Source organism: Novosphingobium decolorationis, assembly GCF_018417475.1.
Classification (GTDB): Bacteria; Pseudomonadota; Alphaproteobacteria; order Sphingomonadales; family Sphingomonadaceae; genus Novosphingobium; species Novosphingobium decolorationis.
Genome location: NZ_CP054856.1, coordinates 947,788 through 962,796, shown reverse-complemented (window position 1 = coordinate 962,796; position 15,009 = coordinate 947,788). Strand labels below are relative to the sequence as shown.

At 65.4% G+C, this 15,009-nt stretch carries 12 protein-coding genes; 7 read left to right on the top strand and 5 right to left on the bottom strand.

The window, feature by feature from the left end:
• Positions 1-204: 204 nt before the first annotated feature.
• A complete protein-coding gene (murI, locus tag HT578_RS04445) occupies positions 205-1,050 on the bottom strand; it encodes a glutamate racemase (protein ID WP_213502324.1) in 846 nt (281 codons plus the stop codon).
• Positions 1,051-1,211: 161 nt separating this feature from the next.
• Between murI and plsY the strand changes: the two genes are divergently transcribed.
• The 4 genes from plsY (at position 1,212) to HT578_RS04425 (ending at position 6,130) form a co-directional block, all read left to right on the top strand.
• Entirely contained in the window at positions 1,212-1,793 is a 582-nt protein-coding gene (gene plsY, locus HT578_RS04440) for a glycerol-3-phosphate 1-O-acyltransferase PlsY (protein ID WP_213502323.1), read from the top strand.
• Between the two features lie 19 nt (positions 1,794-1,812).
• Positions 1,813-2,964 (top strand): DNA-processing protein DprA, encoded by a 1,152-nt coding sequence (gene dprA, locus HT578_RS04435; RefSeq protein ID WP_213502322.1) that lies wholly within the window; start codon positions 1,813-1,815, stop codon positions 2,962-2,964.
• Positions 2,965-3,142: 178 nt separating this feature from the next.
• Positions 3,143-5,833, top strand: a complete 2,691-nt coding sequence (gene topA, locus HT578_RS04430) for a type I DNA topoisomerase (RefSeq protein WP_213502321.1) — start codon at positions 3,143-3,145, stop codon at positions 5,831-5,833.
• 117 nt (positions 5,834-5,950) lie between these two features.
• Positions 5,951-6,130 (top strand): hypothetical protein, encoded by a 180-nt coding sequence (locus HT578_RS04425; RefSeq protein WP_213502320.1) that lies wholly within the window; start codon positions 5,951-5,953, stop codon positions 6,128-6,130.
• 157 nt (positions 6,131-6,287) lie between these two features.
• Here HT578_RS04425 and HT578_RS04420 read toward each other — a convergent pair whose 3' ends face one another.
• Genes HT578_RS04420 through lepB form a run of 4 tightly spaced genes read right to left on the bottom strand, consistent with a single transcriptional unit; the run spans position 6,288 to position 9,824 of the window.
• The gene (locus tag HT578_RS04420; protein ID WP_239026477.1) at positions 6,288-7,322 is read right to left on the bottom strand and encodes an SGNH/GDSL hydrolase family protein; all 1,035 of its coding nucleotides are present in this window, start codon (positions 7,320-7,322) and stop codon (positions 6,288-6,290) included.
• A 46-nt stretch (positions 7,323-7,368) separates the two neighbouring features.
• On the bottom strand, positions 7,369-8,280 hold the full coding sequence (gene era, locus HT578_RS04415; RefSeq protein ID WP_039392766.1) for a GTPase Era: 912 nt from the start codon (positions 8,278-8,280) through the stop codon (positions 7,369-7,371).
• Complete coding sequence (gene rnc, locus HT578_RS04410; protein ID WP_039392767.1) at positions 8,277-8,945, bottom strand: ribonuclease III; 669 nt, start codon at positions 8,943-8,945, stop codon at positions 8,277-8,279. Before rnc ends, era begins: the two co-directional genes overlap by 4 nt.
• A gap of 3 nt (positions 8,946-8,948) precedes the next feature.
• Positions 8,949-9,824, bottom strand: coding sequence for a signal peptidase I (gene lepB, locus HT578_RS04405; protein ID WP_213502319.1), 876 nt, complete (start codon positions 9,822-9,824; stop codon positions 8,949-8,951).
• Between the two features lie 167 nt (positions 9,825-9,991).
• On the opposite strand from lepB, the gene pgi reads away from it, so the two are divergent.
• From pgi to HT578_RS04390, 3 genes are all read left to right on the top strand, one after another.
• Entirely contained in the window at positions 9,992-11,512 is a 1,521-nt protein-coding gene (gene pgi / locus HT578_RS04400; RefSeq protein ID WP_213502318.1) for a glucose-6-phosphate isomerase, read from the top strand.
• 274 nt (positions 11,513-11,786) lie between these two features.
• Complete coding sequence (gene gor / locus HT578_RS04395; RefSeq protein WP_213502317.1) at positions 11,787-13,133, top strand: glutathione-disulfide reductase; 1,347 nt, start codon at positions 11,787-11,789, stop codon at positions 13,131-13,133.
• A gap of 347 nt (positions 13,134-13,480) precedes the next feature.
• Positions 13,481-15,007 (top strand): acyl-CoA carboxylase subunit beta, encoded by a 1,527-nt coding sequence (locus HT578_RS04390; protein WP_213502316.1) that lies wholly within the window; start codon positions 13,481-13,483, stop codon positions 15,005-15,007.
• The last annotated feature ends 2 nt before the right edge of the window (positions 15,008-15,009 follow it).

The window sequence follows — 15,009 nt, the reverse complement described above, 5'->3', positions numbered from 1 at the left end:
ACCAGAACGTTGTCCCATATAGACGTATCGACTTTGTACGGAAGTGGACGCCTTGTCCTAGCCGTGCTGCCGGTTTTCTCCCGATTTGCGAAAGCTTCTGTGGCTCTCTGCGTGACTGTGCCTATTGCCGCGCTGTGACTTGCAAACATTGATCGCCATCAAGGTTTGCAAGGAGTTTCAATCTGAAGGGCCCTTGGGCCGGTGTCAGAAGTGTTCGATGCTCGCCAGCCCGAAGCGGGCAAGAGCCGTGCTGTAGGCGCGTGCGGCCACAGGATCTCCGGTGAAGAGCGCGCGGTCGGGCGTGCGGCGGGCAAACGCCTGCCCATGTGTCAATCGGGCGACCTGTCGTGCGATCCCCTGTGCGCCGTGGACGAAGCGCACATCGGGCCCGAATGCGGCGGAAAGTTCCGGTTCCAGAAGCGGGAAATGGGTGCAGGCCAGCACCACCGTGTCGATCCGCTCGCCGCCGGGCATGGCGCGCAGAGCCTCCACCGCACGCGAAATGGCGGCGGGATCGACGCTCTCGCCGCGCAGCTTGGCCTCGGCGGCATCGACCAGTTCGGGCGCGCCGTGGCGCAGGAGCTGCTGGTCGGCGGCAAATTCGCGTTCGAGCCGGTCGACATAGCCCTGCCGGATCGTCGCCTGGGTGCCGAGAAGGCCGATGACCCCGCTTTGCGTCATCGCAGCCGCCGGCTTTATCGCGGGGACGGTGCCCACGATGGGTGTTTCGAGGACTTCGCGCACCATACCGAGCGCAATCGTGGAGGCGGTGTTGCAGGCAATGCAGATGAGCCGGGGGCGAAAGCGCTCGGCCATGCGGCCAAGAAGACCGGCCACGCGCGCGGCAATCTGCGCTTCGGTCTTGGTGCCATAGGGCAGGCCGGCGGTGTCGGCGGCGTAGAGAATGGGAGCCTCGGGCAGGAGATGGCGCACTTCGTCAAGGACGGTGAGACCGCCCACGCCCGAATCGAACAGCAGCACGGGCGCGGCTGCGTCGAGCCCTCCGATATCCGCCTTCACCGTGTCCGCTTCGAGAATTTCGCCTGCCATCACCTTGCCTTGAGCCCACTAGGCTACCTTGAGCCAAGCTCCAGTTAGCCGCGATAGCGCGCATGTCGCAACGCGGGAAGCGGCAACTGGTCGCACCAGCGCGGCAGTTGCGCGCGCAAGATGTCTTCGCCTTGCCTTCCAATCGGGCTATGGGGCGCGCCATGGATTGGATTCTTGCTCTTCTTGTCGGCTACGGCTTCGGCTCGGTGCCCTTCGGTCTCATGCTCACCCAGCTTGCCGGGATGGACGATTTGCGGTCCATCGGCTCGGGCAATATCGGGGCGACCAATGTCTTGCGCACGGGCAACAAGAAGCTCGCCGCTGCAACCCTTCTGCTTGACCTCGCCAAGGGCCTGGCGGCGGTGGCGATGACGTCACTGCTCTGGCCGGAGTGGACCTGGCTGGCCGCGCTTGGCGCCTTCTTCGGCCACTGCTTCCCGGTCTGGCTCAAGTTCAAGGGCGGCAAGGGCGTGGCGACCACGGCGGGCATCGCCTTTGCCTACGCCTGGCCCATCGGCCTTGCCTACGCGGTGGCCTGGATCGGCCTCCTTGCCGTGGTGCGCATTTCCTCGGTTGCGGGGATCAGCGCGGCGGTCATCGCGCCGCTCGTCGCCTACCTTGTCGGTCAGAACGAGGCCGCGATGGTGCTCGGGGTTATTGCCCTTGTCGTCCTCTTCCAGCATCGTGCCAATATCGACCGCCTGATCGCGGGGACCGAACCCAGGGTGGGCAGCAAGAAGTAGAACGTATCTGCGGGGGCGAATGGACGAGGCGAAGGAGTCTGCGGGCACGGTCGGGAAGGAACGGCTGCAACTGAGCCAGGAGGAAGCCTTCGCGCGCATCCGCCTGCTGCGCTCGCCCAATGTTGGGCCCGTCAGCTACCGCCAGCTTCTGGGCAGATTCGGCACCGCAATCGCCGCGCTTGAGGCGCTGCCCGATATCGCCGGGAAGGGGGGCAGGCGCTACACCGCCGCCCCGGTCAAGCGCATCGACGCAGAGACGAGCGCGATGCGCAAGCTGGGCGCGCGCTATCTCTTCCACGATTCGCCGGACAATCCCCCCTTGCTTGCGCAAGTGAGCGGCGCTCCGCCGATCCTGACCTGTCTGGGCGATCTTTCGCTCATGCATCGCCCCAGCGTTGCCATGGTCGGCGCGCGCAACGCCTCGGCCGCCGCGGTGCGTCTGGCGCGCGATTTCGCCTATGGTCTGGGGCAGGCGGGTTTCACCGTCGTCTCGGGACTTGCCCGGGGTATCGACGGGGCCGCGCACCAGGGCGCGCTCGCCGCGGGCGGCGCGACCGTGGGCGTGATCGCGAGCGGCATCGACATCGCCTATCCGCCCGAGCACGAGGCACTTCAGGCCGAGATCGTGGAAAAAGGGCTGGTGCTTGCGGAACAGCCCTGCGGAACCGAGCCGCTGGCACGCCATTTTCCGGCCCGCAACCGCATCATCGCCGGGCTCTGTGCGGGCACGCTGGTGGTCGAGGCCGCGCCCAAATCGGGTTCGCTCATCACCGCCCGGCTGGCGGGCGAGATGGGGCGTGAGGTGATGGCGATTCCCGGCTCCCCGCTCGATCCGCGCGCCCACGGCTGCAACGGTCTCATCCGCGACGGCGCGGTGCTGGTCCAGTCGGTCGAGGACGTGTGCGAACTCATCACCGCCTTCGACGGCACCAGCCCGCGCTCCACCTTCCGGGAGGACGTGGCGGAATGGGACTTCACCGAGGACGTCGCGCCAGTCGATGACCGTCCGGCCGAAATCGCCGATCTCCTGACGACTGCGCCCGTCGCCGTGGACGAACTCATCCGCCAGACCGGCGCAAGCCCGTCGGCTGTGCAACTGGCCCTGCTCGAACTTGAACTGAGCGGACGCCTGATCCGCCACGCCGCGGGCCGGGTCAGTCTATCCGGCTAGGCGGACCCGTCGGGCGCATCCGAGCCTTGTGCCTCGCGGGCAGGGTCCCCACTTTTGCCATCGCGCCGTCACGCATTGGTGCTTGACGAACGGTTCATCCGATTCCCACCCTATGCGTACACACATACACGTGTATGTGCATGCGCACGCACGTGAGGGGCATACTAGAAAGTCTGAAATGCAGCTTGTTATCGTCGAGTCACCCGCCAAGGCCAAAACCATCGAGAAGTATCTCGGCAAGGACTACAAGGTGCTCGCCAGCTACGGCCACGTCCGCGACCTGCCGCCCAAGGATGGCTCGGTCCGCCCGGACGAAGGCTTCGAGATGGACTGGGAGCTTTATGGCGACAAGCAGAAGCAGGTCCGCGCCATCACCGATGCGGCCAAGGAAGCCGACCGCCTGATTCTCGCGACTGACCCTGATCGCGAAGGCGAGGCCATTTCCTGGCACGTGCTGGAGCTTCTCAAGAAGCGCCGTGCGCTGCCCAAGGAGGTGGAGCGCGTCACGTTCAACGCAATCACCAAGGCGACCGTCACCAAGGCGATGCAGGAGCCGCGCGAGCTCGATCAGGACCTGATCGACGCCTACCTCGCGCGCCGTGCGCTGGACTACCTGTTCGGCTTCACGCTGTCGCCGGTGCTCTGGCGCAAGCTGCCCGGCGCCAAGTCGGCAGGCCGCGTGCAGTCGGTGGCGCTGCGCCTGATCGTGGACCGTGAGCGCGAGATCGAGGCGTTCAAGCCCCAGGAATACTGGTCGGTTGCGGCGCTGATGGCGCACGATGGTACGGACTTCACCGCCAAGCTCGTCCAGTTCGAGGGCGAGAAGCTCGACCGCCTGTCGCTGGGCGAGGAGGGCGTCGCGATGCGCGCCAAGGCGGCGGTCGAGAACGGCGCCTTCAAGGTCGAGAACGTCGAGACCAAGCCGCACCGCCGCAACCCGCAGCCGCCCTTCACCACCTCGACCCTGCAGCAGGAAGCCGCGCGCAAGCTCGGCTTCTCGGCCAGCCAGACCATGCGCGTGGCGCAGGGGCTCTACGAGCAGGGCGCGATCACTTACATGCGTACCGACGGCGTGCAGATGGACCCGAGCGCGATCCAGGACTGCCGCAAGGCCGTTGCGGACCGGTATGACGGGCATTTCCTCCCCGACAAGCCGCGCCACTACGAAACCAAGGCGAAGAACGCGCAGGAAGCCCACGAGGCGATCCGCCCGACGGACTTCACCAAGGACAAGCTGGGCTCGGGCGATGCGGGGCGTCTCTACGACCTCATCTTCAAGCGCGCGATGGCGAGCCAGATGGCCTCGGCACAGATGGAACGTACGACCGTCACTCTGCGTGATGGAACGGGCCGCACCGAACTGCGCGCCTCGGGCCAGGTCGTGAAGTTCCCGGGTTTCCTGGCCGTCTACGAGGAAGGCCAGGACAACAAGTCGGACGATGATGACAGCGGCCTGCTGCCCTTCATGAAGGCGGGCGACATGCCGGCCAAGAAGGACGTCACCGCCGAGCAGCACTTCACCCAGCCGCCGCCGCGCTTTTCCGAAGCCAGCCTCGTCAAGCGGCTGGAGGAGCTGGGCATCGGGCGCCCCTCGACCTACGCGGCGACGATCCAGGTCCTGAAGGACCGCAACTACGTGCGGACCGAAAAGAATCGTTTCTTCGCCGAGGAATCGGGCCGGCTTCTCACCTCGTTCCTGCAGCGCTTCTTCGAACGCTATGTCGCCTATGACTTCACGGCGGGCATGGAAGATGAACTCGACGACGTCTCGGACGGCCGCCAGGCCTGGAAGGACCTGCTCGAAGCGTTCTGGCGCGACTTCAAGCCCAAGTCCGACGAGATCATGGAGCTGAAGCCCTCGGACGTGACCAAGGAGCTGGACACGTTCCTGTCCGACTTCCTGTTCCCGCCCAAGGAGGATGGCTCCGACCCGCGCCAGTGCCCCAAGTGTGCGGACGGCAAGCTGGCGCTGCGCGGCGGTCGCTACGGGGCGTTCATCGCCTGCTCGAACTACCCCGAGTGCAAGTTCACCCGCAAGTTCGCGCAGGCCGGTGCCAGCGGCGAACAGCAGGACGATCAGGAACTGGGCACCCACCCCGAGACGGGCGAGGAGATCCTGCGCAAGGTCGGGCGCTTCGGTCCCTACATCCAGATGGGTGAGGGCAAGGACGCCAAGCGCGCCTCGATCCCCAAGGACATCGACGAGCTCGATCTGGACTGGGCTGTCAAGCTGCTGAGCCTGCCGCGCACGGTCGGCACGCACCCCGAAACGGGTGAGGAAATTGTCGCAAACATCGGTCGTTATGGGCCGTACCTCTTGCACAACGGCAAGTACGGCAAGCTCAAGACTACTGCGGATGTGTTCGAGACGGGCATGAACGCAGCGGTCTCGATCCTGGCTGAGGCGGCCGCGGGCCGGGGCGGCGGGCGCACCAAGGCCGAGCCGATCAAGGTCCTGGGCAAGCACCCCACCAGCGACGGCGAGATGAAGGTCATGTCGGGCCGCTATGGCCCCTACGTGACCGACGGCACCTACAACGCCACGCTCCCGCGCGACAGCAAGCCCGAGGACCTGACCGACGCCGAGGCCATCGCCCTGATCGACGCGAAGGCCGCCAAGGGCCCGCCCAAGGGCAAGAAGAAGGCACCGGCGAAGAAGAAGGCCCCCGCCAAGAAGGCCGCGCCGAAGAAGGCCGCGCCGAAGAAGGCCGCGGCGAAGAAGGCGGACGAGGGTGAGGGCGAAGCTGCGCCCAAGAAGGCTCCGGCAAAGAAGGCGGCCCCGAAAAAGACGACGGCCAAGAAAGCCCCGGCGAAGAAGGCTGATACAGCGGGCGAGGATCAGGGCGACGATGTGCCCTGGGACGCGTAACTTTCGCGAGATCACGCAGCGGATGGCGCCTTTGGGCCGTCTCCGCTGCGCCGGTCGCATCGGGCGCTTCGGCGGCCCCAATCATGTGAGGCCCGTCAGCGGGCCGGAAAGCAGGCCATGAGCAACAAGATCGCCAAGCACAAGCAGCCCTGGAAACCGGAAGAGCTGCAGAAGCTGCAGATGCTTGCGGGGAAGGGCAAGGGCCTCAAGGAAATCGCCAAGGCTCTCAATCGCACCGAGGAATCGACCAAGGATGCGGCGCGCCAGCACGGGTTTTCCATCGCGAAGGCGCGGTAAAGGCGAAACAAGACGTTTCCGAGGGCCATTGCCCTCCGGCTCCCCGAACTGGCGACCTCACCTTCCTTGCGTGACCGTGGCTGAAAGACGTGAGGTGGCCCGTTCCGGGGTCCAAGGGGCGATGGCCCCTTGAGAAGTTCTCTTTATCTTCTTGAAATCAGCCGATTGCGGCCGCGCTGTCCTGGCTCTGTACCTCAGGCGCATCGTCGTACGCAGGCGGGTTGATTTCCTTGATGCCGCTGTTGATCAGCCACCACGAGATGTCCTGTGCGGTTGCGCGCATGCCCGCGAGGTTGAGGTGCCACTGGAGGCCCAGGCTCCCGTCGTAGCCCGCCGGTGAACCGATCATCCAGGCGTTTTCGCCATCGCACGGGGTGTGCCCCTTCGAGGCAATGTTCATTTCCACGACCAGGACACCGCGTTCGCGGGCGATCTTGTCGGTAATCTCGCCAAGGCGCTTGCCGATGGTGCGCACGATGGCGGCGTGTTCGGGGCTGACAGGCGTCGCCTCGCACAGCTGCCCAGCAGGGGGCAGCGGGGTCAGGTACTGGACGAGCACGATCTGCGCTCGCGGGGCCTGGCTGCGCACACGGCGGATGATCTCGTTCATCTGCATTTCGACGCGCGCGTAGTCGACGTTCTGGGGCGTGCGCACGGCGTTGCACGTGCGCGGCTTGGCTCCAGGAGCGCGGTTTGCGTTGCGGAAGTGGCAGGTCGCCGAGAACAGGTTGCCGATGTAGTTGAGATCGTTGCCGCCGATGGTGATCGTCACCAGTCGGGTCTGGGGCGTGACCGCCTCGATCTGGGGGGCGATTTCCTTCCACGGGCCCAAGATGTTCGTCGTCATCGCACCCGAGCAGGTGCGGTCGGTCAGGTTCAGCCCGAAGCGCTCGGCAAGGAGCGTGGGATAGTTGTTCTGGCTCTGCCCGCAACGCGGATAAGGGCCGGGCTTGGCCGGGCGCAGGCCCGGCCCCGCCGAGAACGAGGAGCCCATCGCTACGTAGCGCTCGCCTTCCAGGCTCACGGGTTCGGGCGGCGGGGGAGCCTCGAGAGTGACGACAGGTTCGGGCGTAGTCGGTTCGACACGCACGGGCGCCTTCGTCTGGGCCTGGGCCGCACTCATCGAAAGCGCGCAGGCAGCGGTAAGCAGCGCGGCCAGCTCAAGGCGGCCCGCGCGGGAAAAGAACGTCATCGTGCCTCCTGAAAGGGAACGCGGGTAAAAGTCTGGCTGGAAACGCTTAGCGGACCCAGTCGAGCCCGATTTCTTCGTAGATATCTTTCGTTTCGGCCCAGTTTTCCTCGACCTTCACATGGAGGAAGAGGTGGACCTTCTGCCCCAGGATCTCGGCGAGTTCCTTGCGGGCGGCTTCGCCGATGGCCTTGATCTTGGCACCGCGCTTGCCCAGCACGATGGCGCGCTGGTTGTCGCGCGTGACGACGATCTGCTGGCGGATCTCGACCGAGCCGTCCTTGCGCTGGGTGTAGCTTTCAGCCCGCACCGCGCTGTCGTAGGGCAGTTCCTCGTGGAGCTGGCGGTAGAGCTGTTCGCGTGTGACCTCACAGGCGAGCAGGCGCTCGCTGGCGTCCGAGACCTGTTCCTCGGGGTAGTGCCAAGGGCCTTCGGGCATGAGCCCCGCAAGGTGCGCCTTCAGTTCCGGCACGCCGTCCCCGGTGAGGGCGGAGACGAAGTAGACTTCATCGAAAGTGACCGCAGCTCCCAGTTCCTGGGCGAGCTTGAGCAGCGGTTCCTTGGCGCAGGCATCGACCTTGTTGAGGACGAGGATCTTGCGCTCCGAACGCTCCTTCAGCGTCTCGAGCAGGGGCTCCAGTTCGTGGCGACGCTGCTTGATCGGGTCGACCACGAGCAGGATCGCGTCGGCTTCTTCCGCGCCTTCCCAGGCCGCGGCCACCATCGCGCGGTCGAGCCGGCGCTTGGGCGCGAAGATGCCGGGCGTGTCGGCCAGGATGATCTGGACCTTGCCTTCCAGGGCAATGCCCATGAGGCGCGCGCGGGTGGTCTGCGCCTTGGCCGAGGTGATGGCGACCTTCTGGCCGACAAGGGCGTTGACCAGCGTGGACTTGCCCGCGTTGGGCGCGCCGATGACGGCGACAAGGCCGCACTTCTCCGCGCTGTTTTCGGGCGACGTCATGCAAACTTCCTCATGAATTCCTCGGCCGCGCGGGTTTCGGCATCCTGCTTGGAATTGGCCGTGGCCTGCGCGCGGCCCACATTGTGAATAGCAACCTCGACGGTGAATTGCGAGGCGTGATCGGGGCCGGAGCGGTCGAGCAGCTTGTACTCGGGCATGCGGCGGCGGTTGCCCGCGGCCCATTCCTGAAGCGCCGACTTGGGGTGCTTGCGCTGGCCGGTCTTGCCCTCCAGCGTCTTGGCCCAGAGGCGCCGCACCATGGCCTGTGCCGCTTCGAAACCGTGGACGAGGAAGCAGGCGCCGATGAGCGCCTCCATCACATCGCCCAGGATGTTCTCGCTGTCCTCGCCGCCGTCGTCGCGTGCCTGCTTGCCAAGGCGCATGTGCGGGCCCAGGCCCAGGCCACGCGCTATGACGGCGCAGGTTGCGCGGCTGACGAGTGCGTTGAGGCGCTGCGACAGGCGGCCTTCGGCCTCGGCGCTGTGTTCGTAGAGCCACTCGGCAATGGAGAGGCCCAGGACCCGGTCGCCCAGGAACTCCAGGCGTTCGTAGTTGCGCTTCTCGCCGGTGCTGCCGTGGGTGAGGGCGGCAATCCAGATCGCCTCGTCCGCGATGGGCTGGCCGACCGTCTCTTCGAGAAAGCGGCGGGTATCGTCAGTGAGCACGGATCAGAAGGTCCCACCGATGCGGTTCCAGCGCGCGGCCGTGAACCAGGTCCAGGGCAGCAGCCAGTTGGCCGAGCCGTCGGTCGAGAACATCATCAGCGCGGCCTTGCCGACCAGGTTTTCCTGCGGGACAATGCCGATGCCGCCGCCTTCGATCGGCGGGAAACGGCTGTCGAGCGAGTTGTCGCGGTTGTCACCCATGAGGAACATGTGGCCTTCGGGCACGATGTAGGTGCCGGTGTTGTCCTTCTCGCGCGGGCCCATGTCGAGCACGTTGTAGCTGACCCCGTTGGGCAGCGTTTCGCGGTACTGCGGGTAGCGGCAGGCGGACGAGCCATCGGCGCGCACGATCTCGAAACGCGGCTCGACGCAGGGGAGGCGCATTTCCGTCTTGGCGGAATCGCGCATGTTCTGCGTGACGGGCAGGATGAAGTCGTCGATGCGTTCCTTGGGCACGGGCGTGCCGTTGAGGATGACCTGGCCGCCCTGCATGCGGATTTCGTCGCCGGGCAGGCCGATCACGCGCTTGATATAGTCGAGGTCGTTGCCCGGGGGCGCCTTGAAGATGACGACATCGCCGCGTTCCGGCTGGCTGGCAAAGACGCGTCCCGGGATCAGCGGCGCGCTGAATGGCAGCGAGTACTTCGAGTAGCCGTAGGACCACTTCGAGGCGAACAGGTAATCCCCGATCAGCAGGCGTGGCAGCATCGATTCGCTGGGAATGTTGAAGGGCGAGATGATGAAGCTGCGCAGCACGACCACGCCCAGGACCAGCCAGAACAGGAACGCGAAGAAGTTCTCGTCCTTCTTGGGCTTTTCGTCAGGCTTGGCCGCTTGGGGCTGGGGCGCCGTGTCGGGAACGCTGTCGGTTTCGCTCATGCCCGACCCATGTTGCGCGAGGCCCCAAAGGTCAAGTGAATTGCCGAGGAGCGGCCAACTTGGCTCGACCGGGGACAGGCGCGTCGCCGCTCTTGTGAAACGGCTTGGTTTTCGCATCTGCAATAACCATAAGGCGATCCAAATGCGCCATGAACGAGGAGACTGGCATGACTGACGCGATCTGGGACGCTCTCAAGGGGCTTGCAAAACCGAGCCTGACCGAGCTCTTCGATGGCGATTCGCAGCGCCTCGACAAGCTTTCGACCCGCTTCGAGCTGGGCGAGGAAGAGACGCTGGGCGAGATCCGATTCGACTGGTCGAAGACCCACCTCGACGACGCGCACATCGCCGCGTTCGAGGAACTGGCGGGCGCCATGGACTTTGCCGGGCGGCGCGCGGCGCTGTTCGCGGGCGAGATCGTCAACCCGACCGAAGGCCGCGCGGCCGAGCACACCGCCCAGCGCGGGGTGGGCAAGGAGGAGAGCGTCCAGCTGGCGCTCGACTACCACCACAAGACCGCCGCCATCGTCGAGGCCATCCTGCGCGGCGCGATGGGCGAGGTGAAGCACCTCATCCACGTGGGTATCGGCGGTTCGGCGCTGGGCCCGGCGCTCGCGGTCGACGCGCTGGCCGAAGAGGGCTCGCTGGTTGACGTCCATGTCGTCTCCAACATCGACGGGGTTGCGCTGGAGCGCGCGCTGCGGGCCTGCGATCCGCAAACCACGATGCTGGCCATCGCGTCCAAGACCTTCACCACCATCGAGACCATGACCAACGCCGAGAGCGTGATGAACTGGTTCCGCGAGAACGATGTCGAGGACCCTTATGGCCGCGTTGTCGCGCTGACGGCGTCGCCGGATAAGGCGGTGGAATGGGGCGTCGATGAAACCCGCATCCTGCCCTTCTCGGAAAGCGTGGGCGGGCGTTATTCGCTGTGGTCCTCGATCGGCTTCCCGGTCGCGATGGCACTGGGCTGGCCGGACTTTGCCGAGTTCCTCGCGGGCGCGGCTGCCATGGACGAGCATTTCCGCGACACCGACGGGGCGGACAACCTGCCGCTGCGCGCGGCCTTTGCCGACCAGTACTATACGCGCCTGCGCGGCTGCCAGACCCGGGCGGTCTTCGCCTACGACCAGCGCCTGGCGCTGCTGCCCGACTATCTCCAGCAGCTCGAGATGGAATCGAACGGCAAGAGCGTGAAGGCGGACGGCACCCCCGTCGAAGGGCCGACCGCGCCGATCACCTGGGGCGGCGTGGGGACCGATGCGCAGCACGCGGTGTTCCAGCTTCTCCACCAGGGCACGAACCTCGTGCCCGTGGACTTCATCGCCTGCATTGCACCGGGCGATGACCTGGCCGAGGACCACCACCGCATCCTGCTCTCCAACTGCTTTGCGCAGGGCGCCGCGCTCATGGCGGGCAAGGCGAGCGACGACGCGGCGCGCGCCTATCCGGGCGACCGTCCTTCGGCGACGATCCTTCTCGACGATCTGACGCCCGCCACCTTCGGCGCGCTGGTGGCCTTCCATGAACACCGCACGTTCGCGAACGCGGTGCTCATGGGGATCAACCCGTTCGACCAGTTCGGCGTCGAGCTGGGCAAGGCGATTGCCAAGCAGATCGAGAAGGGGGGCACTACCTTTGATCCCTCGACCGAAGCGCTGCTCCAGGCCGCCGGGATCGCGTGAAGTAAGGTAGAGGATGCAAGGGGCCATCGCCCCTTGACCCCGGAATCGGCGACCTCACCGTTCTGCGCCAGCGTGGCGCGGGAAGAGTGAGGTTGCCGTTCTGGGGAGCCCGAGGGCGATGGCCCTCGGAATCCTTCCTTCTTGCATCGTTTCGATTGTTTGCTAGGCAAACAATAAGGGCGCGCGGTTGTCAAAGGGACCTGTCCCGGCCCATATGCCGCGCAGCGATCCATAGTCTCGAATGCAAGGCCCACGCGCCGGGAGCGACCAGCAGATGTCCGAATACGATTACGACCTTTTTACCATTGGTGCCGGTTCGGGGGGCGTGCGCGCCAGCCGCGTCTCGGCAGCCCATGGCGCGCGCGTGGCGGTGGCCGAGGAGTTCCGCGTGGGCGGCACCTGCGTGATCCGCGGCTGCGTGCCCAAGAAGATGCTCGTCTACGGCGCCCACTTCGCCGAGGATCTGGAGGACGCCAAGCACTTCGGCTGGGAGATCGGTGAAGCCAGGTTCGATTGGGTCAAGCTGCGCGACAATGTCCTCAACGACATCGACCGCCTGAACGGCCTCTACAAGCAGACGCTGGAGAACAACGGCGTCGAGATCTTCCATGAGCGCGCGACGATCACCGGCCCGCACGAAATCACGCTCTCGAGCGGCGAGGTGAAGACCGCCAAGGTCATCCTCATTGCCACTGGCGCGCGTCCCTTCGTGCCTGGCTTCGAAGGGCACGAACACGGCATCACCTCGAACGAGGCGTTCCATCTCGACGCCATTCCCCAGCGCGTCCTGATCGCGGGCGGCGGCTATATCGCCAACGAGTTCGCCGGGATTTTCAACGAGTTCGGCGCGAAGGTCACCATCATGAACCGCTCGGACCAGATCCTGCGCGGCTATGACGAGGCCATGCGCGACCGTCTGCTGCAGATCTCGCTGGCCAAGGGTATCAACTTCCGCTTCCAGGCCGAGTTCGAGAAGATCGAGAAGAACGCGGACGGCTCGCTCAAGGTCTTCATGACCAACCATGATCCGATGGACGTCGACTGCGTGCTCTACGCCACGGGCCGCGTGCCCAATGTCGAAGGGCTCGGCCTTGGCGAGGTGGGTGTTGCGACCAACGATCGCGGCGCCATCGCGGTGGACGAGTACAACCGCACCAGCGTCGAGAGCATCTACGCGGTGGGCGATGTCACCGACCGCATCCAGCTCACCCCGGTCGCGATCCGCGAGGGCCAGGCTTTTGCCGACACGGTCTTTGCCGGCAAGCCGACCACGGTCGATTACGGCTGCGTCCCCTCGGCCGTGTTCAGTCACCCCCCGATTGCCTCTGTCGGCATGACCGAGAGCGAGGCGACCAAGGCGTTCGGATCGTGCACGGTCTACACCAGCGATTTCAGGCCGATGAAGAACGCGCTCGCGCATCGTAACGAGCGCGCGCTCTACAAGATGATCTGCGAGCCCGAGACCGGCAAGGTGCTGGGCCTGCACATGATCGGTCCGGATTCGCCCGAGATCATCCAGGTCGCCGCCGTGGCGGTGAAGGCGGGGCTCACCAAGGCGGACTTCGATGCGACCGTCGCGGTCCATCCCACCATGTCGGAGGAACTGGTCCTCCTGAAGTAGGGCGCGTCCGACGGGGGCCACCTCGCCGCAGATGCGAAGCGATGGGCGAAACGGGGCAGGGGGCAACTCCTGCCCTTTTTCGTGCGCGCACGTGCATGAAACGATACACTGTTTCGCGCAAAGCCGCGCAAGCGCACCGTTTGCGCCTGCCAGACGGGAAGATCGCTTGCCGGATATTGTCCGGCTAGAATACGATTTCTGTTTAACCGGGCGATTAAAACTGTTGACCTGAGCGCTATGACCTGCCTTAGCACGCGCAGAAAAAGTTTTGCTCGTACCACCATGGACCGTTCCGCAGCGGGGCCATTTCCGCCGTGGTCTGGGACAGCACTGCCAAGGGAAGTCGGATGTCAGCCAATATTGCCGAACTGGAGAAGCGTCGTGCCGGTGCCAAGATGGGCGGAGGCCAGCGCCGCATCGATGCACAGCATGCCAAGGGCAAGCTGACCGCACGCGAACGCCTGGAAGTTCTCCTCGATGAGGACAGCTTCGAGGAGATGGATCTCTATGTCGAGCACGATTGCATCGATTTCGGCATGGAAGAGCAGAAGATCCCCGGCGATGGCGTGGTGACCGGCTCGGGCACGATCAACGGGCGCCTTGTCTACGTCTTCAGCCAGGACTTCACGGTGTTCGGCGGTTCGCTTTCGGCGCGCCACGCGCAGAAGATCTGCAAGGTGATGGACGCGGCGCTGAAGGTCGGCGCGCCGGTGATCGGCCTCAACGATTCGGGCGGTGCGCGCATCCAGGAAGGCGTGGCTTCGCTGGGCGGCTATGCCGACGTGTTCCAGAAGAACGTTCTGGCCTCGGGCGTGGTGCCGCAGCTCTCGCTGATCATGGGGCCGTGCGCGGGCGGCGCGGTCTATTCGCCCGCGATGACCGACTTCATCTTCATGGTGAAGGACAGCTCCTACATGTTCGTGACCGGCCCGGACGTGGTCAAGACGGTCACCAACGAGGTTGTCACGCAGGAAGAGCTGGGCGGCGCGATCACCCATTCGTCCAAGACCTCGGTCTCGGACCTTGCGCTGGAAAACGACATCGAGGCGCTGCTGGCCGCGCGCGAATTCATCGACTTCCTGCCCGCCTCGAATCGCGATGAAGTGCCCGAGCGCCCCAACGCGGACCCCTGGGACCGCCTTGAGCCGAGCCTCGACACGATCATTCCGCCCTCGGCCAACCAGCCCTATGACATGCACGAAGTCATCCGCAAGACGCTGGACGAGGGCGAGTTCTTCGAGATCCAGCCGCTTCACGCGGGCAACATCCTGTGCGGCTTCGGCCGGGTCGAGGGCAAGACCGTGGGCATCGTCGCCAACCAGCCGATGGTGCTGGCGGGCGTGCTCGACATCAACGCGTCCAAGAAGGCCGCACGCTTCGTGCGTTTCTGCGATGCCTTCAACATCCCGATCATCACCTTCGTCGACGTGCCGGGCTTCCTTCCGGGCACCGACCAGGAGCACAACGGCATCATCAAGCACGGCGCCAAGCTGCTCTTCGCCTATGGCGAGGCGACCGTGCCCAAGATCACCGTGATCACCCGCAAGGCCTATGGCGGCGCCTATGACGTCATGGCCTCCAAGCACCTGCGCGGCGATCTCAACTACGCCTGGCCGACCGCCGAAATCGCGGTGATGGGCGCCAAGGGTGCGGTGGAGATCATCTTCCGCGGTCTCGACGCCGATGGCATTGCGGCCAAGACCAAGGAATACGAGGACCGCTTCGCCAACCCCTTCGTGGCGGCGAGCCGGGGCTACATCGACGAGGTCATCTACCCGCAGTCGACCCGCAAGCGCATCGCGCTGGGCCTTCGCAAGCTGCGCAACAAGAACCTCGAGAACCCCTGGAAGAAGCACGACAACATTCCGCTCTGAGG

What these genes read in the sequence shown, in the direction of transcription:
- murI (WP_213502324.1), bottom strand. Translation starts at nt 1,050, where the DNA reads ATGGCAGGCGAAATTCTCGAAGCGGACACGGTGAAGGCGGATATCGGA.
- plsY (WP_213502323.1), top strand. Translation starts at nt 1,212, where the DNA reads ATGGATTGGATTCTTGCTCTTCTTGTCGGCTACGGCTTCGGCTCGGTG.
- dprA (WP_213502322.1), top strand. Translation starts at nt 1,813, where the DNA reads ATGGACGAGGCGAAGGAGTCTGCGGGCACGGTCGGGAAGGAACGGCTG.
- topA (WP_213502321.1), top strand. Translation starts at nt 3,143, where the DNA reads ATGCAGCTTGTTATCGTCGAGTCACCCGCCAAGGCCAAAACCATCGAG.
- HT578_RS04425 (WP_213502320.1), top strand. Translation starts at nt 5,951, where the DNA reads ATGAGCAACAAGATCGCCAAGCACAAGCAGCCCTGGAAACCGGAAGAG.
- HT578_RS04420 (WP_239026477.1), bottom strand. Translation starts at nt 7,322, where the DNA reads ATGACGTTCTTTTCCCGCGCGGGCCGCCTTGAGCTGGCCGCGCTGCTT.
- era (WP_039392766.1), bottom strand. Translation starts at nt 8,280, where the DNA reads ATGACGTCGCCCGAAAACAGCGCGGAGAAGTGCGGCCTTGTCGCCGTC.
- lepB (WP_213502319.1), bottom strand. Translation starts at nt 9,824, where the DNA reads ATGAGCGAAACCGACAGCGTTCCCGACACGGCGCCCCAGCCCCAAGCG.
- pgi (WP_213502318.1), top strand. Translation starts at nt 9,992, where the DNA reads ATGACTGACGCGATCTGGGACGCTCTCAAGGGGCTTGCAAAACCGAGC.
- gor (WP_213502317.1), top strand. Translation starts at nt 11,787, where the DNA reads ATGTCCGAATACGATTACGACCTTTTTACCATTGGTGCCGGTTCGGGG.
- HT578_RS04390 (WP_213502316.1), top strand. Translation starts at nt 13,481, where the DNA reads ATGTCAGCCAATATTGCCGAACTGGAGAAGCGTCGTGCCGGTGCCAAG.